The sequence below is a fragment of the Vibrio sp. S457-15 genome (assembly GCF_000960545.1).
Lineage (GTDB): Bacteria > Pseudomonadota > Gammaproteobacteria > Enterobacterales > Vibrionaceae > Vibrio > Vibrio parahaemolyticus.
Genome location: NZ_JYOQ01000003.1, coordinates 56,829 through 63,704 on the forward strand (window position 1 = coordinate 56,829; position 6,876 = coordinate 63,704).

At 39.5% G+C, this 6,876-nt stretch carries 7 protein-coding genes; all 7 read right to left on the reverse strand.

Going from position 1 to position 6,876, the window contains the following annotated elements; all coding sequences use genetic code 11:
- Nucleotides 1–999, reverse strand: coding sequence for a hypothetical protein (locus UF05_RS00260; RefSeq protein WP_031846316.1), 999 nt, complete (start codon nucleotides 997–999; stop codon nucleotides 1–3).
- Complete coding sequence (locus UF05_RS00265; RefSeq protein ID WP_031815636.1) at nucleotides 986–1,378, reverse strand: hypothetical protein; 393 nt, start codon at nucleotides 1,376–1,378, stop codon at nucleotides 986–988. Before UF05_RS00265 ends, UF05_RS00260 begins: the two co-directional genes overlap by 14 nt.
- Complete coding sequence (locus tag UF05_RS00270; protein ID WP_045545016.1) at nucleotides 1,368–2,216, reverse strand: OmpA family protein; 849 nt, start codon at nucleotides 2,214–2,216, stop codon at nucleotides 1,368–1,370. Before UF05_RS00270 ends, UF05_RS00265 begins: the two co-directional genes overlap by 11 nt.
- Nucleotides 2,200–3,240: an EscU/YscU/HrcU family type III secretion system export apparatus switch protein gene (locus UF05_RS00275; RefSeq protein WP_029802732.1), complete on the reverse strand. Its 1,041-nt coding sequence runs from the start codon at nucleotides 3,238–3,240 to the stop codon at nucleotides 2,200–2,202. The genes UF05_RS00270 and UF05_RS00275 overlap by 17 nt, the downstream gene beginning before the upstream one ends.
- 11 nt (nucleotides 3,241–3,251) lie before the next feature.
- Nucleotides 3,252–5,138: an FHIPEP family type III secretion protein gene (locus UF05_RS00280; protein WP_029802733.1), complete on the reverse strand. Its 1,887-nt coding sequence runs from the start codon at nucleotides 5,136–5,138 to the stop codon at nucleotides 3,252–3,254.
- Nucleotides 5,135–5,731: a hypothetical protein gene (locus UF05_RS00285; RefSeq protein WP_031815633.1), complete on the reverse strand. Its 597-nt coding sequence runs from the start codon at nucleotides 5,729–5,731 to the stop codon at nucleotides 5,135–5,137. The genes UF05_RS00280 and UF05_RS00285 overlap by 4 nt, the downstream gene beginning before the upstream one ends.
- Nucleotides 5,732–5,860: 129 nt before the next feature.
- A complete protein-coding gene (locus tag UF05_RS00290; RefSeq protein ID WP_231583791.1) occupies nucleotides 5,861–6,778 on the reverse strand; it encodes a hypothetical protein in 918 nt (305 codons plus the stop codon).
- Between the last annotated feature and the right edge of the window lie 98 nt (nucleotides 6,779–6,876).

A 6,876-nucleotide genomic window follows, 5' to 3' on the forward strand; every position in this document is an offset into this window, starting at 1 on the left:
TTAAACATCAATCAAATAAACTCGAGTATGCTCTCCGTCAAAGAACACGACTTTATCCTGCGCTATTGACTTAATCACACCCAGTTTTGGCACTTCACTTCCCTCCCAATACCTCTTGCTCTCATCAAAGAGATATCGGCCAGAGTGAGATGAATAAAAAATAGAGTACGGGAACTGATCATCCGGAATGATAATCGCGTTATCTGCTCTTGATTTAACCGAAGCCAACATGTGGCTCAGCCCCGCACCTTTTAAAAGTTCTGACACTTTCGTAGGATCAGAAACATACCAATTGTCGTTCTCATCTCGATAGAAGCTGATGCCGTGTCGGCCCAGCAATGCCATGAAATGATTGTCATCTTCTTTGGTGTCTACCCTGATTTCGTCATATCCATCTTTACGAACAATCTTCATATCTAGGGGTTTACCAGAATATTCAGAAACAACAGCAACATTAAACTGCGACACTTGCTCATATTTGTCACTCGCTAATGGCTTAATAAAATTCTTCCAAGAAGACGGCAAATTCTTTACATCCTCTTTGCCCGTTACATAAAGAACGCCTTCCGAAATATAGCCGCTGCCAATCGCACTAATTCGATCACCAAATTCTTCTCCCTGATGAAAATTGTTTATTCCATACCCCACAATAGCAACGCTAACATGCGCCAATAACGTGACCAAGAGTACCGAACGGTATCGTTTAAAGTAGTAACGTCGAAGATTTGGGTTTCTCTCACCTTTTCGATAAACAAACAGGCATACACCTTTGTATTGAAAAACTCTGTTCTGAACTAGGGACAATGTTTTAGAAGTTTGTTTTAATACCGGACTCCCATTTTCTAGTGTCAGCTCAAAGCTTTCATCAGATTGTAAGTATTCTGGGATCGGCACTGTTTTGTCGTTGTCGCTCTGTTCATTTCCACTGAATACCAAAGTTGGCTCAAAAGGAAATGCCACACCTTTTAGGGGACCCTCTACGAATTCAGCTAGCCACATTCTTGGTAATCTCACTCTTCAATTTATTGACTACTGAGACAGTTTCAGACAGAAATTTCAACAACACTTGAGGATGCTCTGGCGCAACTAAGTGACGAACAAAGCAACATCCGTAACTTTTAACCTCTGCGACATAACCATCTCTAGTAAGGTCGAAAGAGCTATTGAGGCGCACTTGCTGTCTTGCTGCCAACTTTTTGACAATCGGTACAATCACTAACACCTGGCCACGTAACCCAATTCGTGCACCATCTTCTACATAACAATCCATGCCAGAATAGTGACAAGCCAATGATTGATCTGCCTTCAGGTTTATGGACTTTCCGTTTGTCAACTGAGCAAACTCACTCATCAGCAATTGAAATTTTCTATTTGCCATTACTTTTTAGCCTTACATCAATTGAAAATCTTCGTTGTTTAACACGTTGTTCCGCTGTCTCTAGCCCATTTTCTACGGTTCCTCGAATTACTATTGATACGTTTCGAAGCCCTTCTTCAACAAGAAAATCTCTCACCGCAAATGCCCGTCGATCTGCCAGAACTCGGTTTTTGGCATAAGAACCTGAAGAATCCGCTATGCCATAGATGACGAGTTCTTTTACAGGTAAATTCTTCAACTTTTGAATGAGTTGTAACAATGTTTCCTTTGATGCTTGCGTTAACTCATATTCATTAACTGGAAATAAGTTCTCGAAGACTAACCTTAAATTTCCTTCCCCAATCAGATAAGCATCTAAACCATCGATGCCGCTATTACCAAAAAGAGAATAACCCTGCCCATTCGTACTATTTCTATCTCCATTTCCAGATGAACGCTTTCCGTTCGAGCGATAATTTCTCGGATCCCACACATTCAAGCCGGTCCCCAGACTTTTGTGAGGATCAACCAGATTACTGTACAACCAGTATTCGCCTTCACATGTCCATACCTCTGTTAAACCGTAGGTATTGAGGTTTGCTAAATAATAACGATTGGGTTCTAATGGCTGGTCAATCTCCAAACATGCCTGCTCATGAGGTGAGTTTTCAATATATCCTGGCGCCTGATGCACAATGAAACGAAAGTTATTCGGATCAGAGACATGAGTCACGACCATGTTATAAATATCTGGTTCCCAATCTATGTCGAGAATTAAATTATCTTCTCGAATTGGTCCACTGCATGCAGTCAACAAGCTAGCAAACCCAATAAAAACAAATTTATTTTTTCTTAACATTTTTTTGCCTATTTAAGGTTGATATAATCACGGCGACATCTCTATAAAATTCCTTAGGCAAAAAATCTTCCCCACTTTTCATATTACGATAAAGTGAACGCGCCAATGGAATATTTTCAATAATTGGAATCCCTTGTTCTTCTAATCGCTTCCTCTCAGATAAAGCAAGCGACTCTGTAGATATTTTTAGAACTACTGGTATTTTTTCTATTTTAGGCTCGTAACTAATAGGCACCAAGATATGCGTTGGGTTAGCCACTGCAAATGTTGGTTTTCTTCCTTTTGTTACAGGAGACTCCATCACCTCTCGCATTCTTCGACGTCTTTCATACTTAATTTCTGGTGAACCTTCTGTTTCTTTTAGTTCATTTTTCATTTCTGTGAATGTCATGCGATTTTTTTGGTGAAAATGATACTTTTCAGCCAAATAATCTATAGATCCAACACAAACACCATAAACCAAATAGAAAAGAGAAACGGCACCTATTGAATAAAGTAAGTAATAAATAAAGTAAGGGTAGTTATTAATTTCATTTAGCTTATATAACTCTGCCCCTAAAACGTCAAAAACATACTTCAATAAAAAAAGCAAAAACAACAGTTCTAAAACTTTACGAGATGAACGTGAAATAGCTTCAACACCAAAAATATTTTTAGCCCCGTTAACTGGGTTAATTTTGTCGATCTTAAAGCCCAAAGCTTCCGTGCTTATTACAGATTTATTGATCATAACCCACTCAAAAACAGCCATCACTATTTTAAAGAATGCCAAAAATCCAATAGTATAACCTAGTATAGAAAACATGTTATCTATACCCACATTTATGTCTGAGTGAATAGCTGAAGAAATCCATTCATTAGTATATTCAAATAGACTGTGTAAGGTGATAACTATAATAATGCAAAAAACAAACAGTTCTAACGTAGGTTCTGCTAATTCTGTTTTCGGAAATTGCCCTTTCTTCTTTAGATCACGCAGTTTTTTTTCTGTCGGGGGGTATTTCTTAGGTTCTGTTGACTCCATTTAAACACCCACTATTGTATGTTAATTACCTCTGAACTAGATATGCAATTGTTGTCTACAATATCACTATGACTACAAACGATTAGCGTTGACATGACTTGTTGAACAAATGTTTTAACAACGTTAAGTTCATTATCGTTCACAACTAACACAGGTCTATTCTTATGAGATAGAAGTAAACGCTTGATTTCTGATTTTAGTGCTTTCTGGATCTCAATCAGTCTCTCAAAGTCTTCAAACTCACCTGCAACATATCCACTAATTTCCTCAGTCAGTTCAGGACTAAGCAACATTACATGAAGCTTTCCATCACTATTTAATAATCGAGCGGTAATTTCGTACCTTGCTTGATGTCGAATCCGTGTGAGCCAGTTCCTAGGATCATTTTCAACTCTCGACCAATAAATAAGAGATTCAAAAAAGCTTACTCGGTCCAAATAAAATTCTGGAGAACGAATCATTTGTTTCAGAACATCATGAACACGATTTAAACCAACAGCAGAATCAATTTCACTCTTCATAATTTCACTCTGTGAAGCTAATTCTGCGACAATGTTACAGCTGTGTTGTAAATTGTATTTTTCAATGAGTCTCGTTTGAATGAAATAACTAATAATTTCATCCAAGTTTGAACTCAAGTCATCATGCAGATTAAATGTGTCATCATTTAATATTTCCACGATGCCTTCAGCCGAGTTTTGAGAAAATTGGTACGTTTGTATACCCGAAATATACACTGCGATATCAACATCTAAATCAGGATCTACAAGCACCGCTGGTTCACCTAACGCTTGTCCCCAAACTCTCTCTTCAACAGCCTTCAGGCGTTTTTTGATTAGGCTTTGATATTGCCCATCACGAAATACAAATTTTAGAGATTCGAAAACACCACTTCCTTCTGGCTCAAACTTTACAGCAACACTGTTGTTCCCATTTTTTTTCCAAAGCAATAAAGCCATAACTACGCAGAGCACAGCAAGTGGCAAACAGACATACATTAATGTTGGATTTAGTAGGCCAATTAGCATAATCACTACACCAACCACTAAAAGACTCTTCCAGAATGTCCGAATCTGCGCCATCATTTGGCTCATAAACGAACTGGATTCGTCTTCCGAGCCTTTAATTCGAGTCAGATAAACACCACATGCCATTGATAACAACAAACTCGGTATCTGTGAAACAAGGCCATCCCCTATCGTAAGTACCGAGAATCGCTTCACGCTCTCCGACAGCGACAAATCAAACTGGTTGATGCCCACATAAATTCCACCAAACAAGTTGACAAGGCTGATCAGGATACCAGCAATCGCGTCACCTTTTACGAACTTCATCGCCCCATCTAGTGAGCCAAACAATTTGTTTTCCGTACCGAGATCAGCACGAAGCTTTTGAGCCTGCTCTCCGGAAATAAGACCACTTTTCAGGTCCCCATCAATGGTCATCTGCTTACCAGGTAAAGCATCTAACGAGAATCGCGCACCTACCTCGGCAACTCGTTCACCACCTTTTGTCACAACGAGAAACTGTACAATAGTAATAATGACGAAGATCAAAAGACCCGAGATTAGGTTTCCCCCCATCACGAACTCACCAATCGTCTCAATAACTCGGCCTACATCTTCGTTTGCGATGATGTTTCTTGTCGTAGCAATAGATAACAGCAGTCGAAACGTGGTTAAAAGTAATACCATTGTAGGTAAAAATGTGACTTTCAGCGGTTGGTCGTTTTCTAGCATGATAATCAACAGCAACGCTGAGCTTACAAAGCTAATCAACAAAAAAAAGTCGATGACCACACCAGGCAGTGTTACCAATATGATTGTTGGTAGCAAAAATGCAATCATCACACTACTTGGATTAAATAGTAGTGTTGAATTACGTAGTTTTGAAATCATATAGACTCCAAGACACCTCTTAACTCTTCAACGATTTTCTGAGTATTAATACTAACCACACTGTCACTATTTTCGATAGTCAGCGCGACCCCATCTGCCATTTCCTGCCTTTGGATCTTTAGTGTTTTAGCTTCATCTTCAAGCTCCGCATGTAACACATCTATTAAATGATTAATCAGGCTCTCACTTTGGCTAAGTTTTGTTAAACGAGAAGATACTGCCAAAGCAATTTGTGTTTTCAGTTCATTTTTGATTTCTGAAACCATGCGTTCGATTCCAATGAGCTTTTCGCTTAGAATTTGCTCCGCGCGAAAAAACCACTCCATCTGTTGCTCAACCCACTCATCAGCTATTTTTTTATATTCTTTAGAAATGCTTTTGTTTAGCTCTCTCTCTTTCTCTTCAATTAATTCTAATATCTGATTTTCAAGCAATCGTTGGTATTCAGTAACTTTGTCTTCCATTGCCATCAACAAAGCACGAGATTCCTGATACATAACTAATTCTGATTTTTTTACTACGTTAGAGCTTCGATTTGACTTAAAGCCTAGACGCGGAATCTCATAATCAGACTTTCTTAACTCTATGTACAAAGGAGCACCTCCAATTCAAATTTATTCAGACTTTATCCACACCAAATATGATTATCAAAGGAAAAAAAAAGACTAAACCTGAGCAAATCTGATTTAGTCTTTTTCAATTTTAAAGAAGCACTATCGCCATTACATCATTTTGAAATTAGATGAATTTGCCACTGGCACCACCATACTCCGTTCGCTATGCGCCCAGATACTTACACTTGAGTTTGAACCAACCAGACCTGAAACCAATGTGGTTTCGTATTCCTTCCTCGTTGTATTCAAATCTCTAATATTATTCAAAATACCTTGAGTGTAGTTTCGAGCATGACCACTCATCATTCCCTGAGTTGTCAACACAGGAGCTGGCATATTTACTTTCCATTTTTTGCCAGAAACAGACCCAACAACCTCTTTAGTTGAACCTTCATTGCGAGCAACTCCAGATGAAGCTGTATTTTGATTGTCCAATCTTGACTCAAAATTTTGAGCAGAGGAGTTATCAACTTTTTTCGCAAATCTTAATTCTGGGCCGTCATTCAATTCACCAGTTGCCCATGGAATTTCATCTTTCACATCTTCTGTAACAAGCACAGCTTCTTTGAATTCAATTCCATCTTCAACTTGCGCAGACTGCCAATCAACAAAAGAATCACTGGCTTGAGTCTGAATTGAAGCTTGACCTGACCCCAGATTCACTTTGAGGGTTGAGGTAAATCGCTCACCCAATGGATTGATATCCGTGTCTGTCTCAGCATTTACATGAAATTTAATCTCGCTTCTATGAGTTAAAGAGCTTTCTGAAACCTCTTTTTCTTGGCTAGTTGCAAGATGATTTACTTCATCCACACTCGGTGTCGATGCTGGCGTACCTACACCGGAATCAATACCTTCTGAGGCATTACCTTGTGCCGAAGTTGGCTCACCGTTAGACACATCCGCACTTGGTTTCTGCTCTGGCGTTGCCACACCGGCATCAATGCCTTCTGAGGCATTGCCTTGTGCCGAAGTTGGCTCACCACTAAACGCATCCGCGCTTGGTTTCTGCTCTGGTGTTGCCACATTTGGCTCCACAACCTTCGAGCTGCCAGCTTGTGCTGGTGTGCCCGTTTGCGGCGCGTTCCCTTCTGCGTTCACACTGCCCTTCGATGACGGTGCCG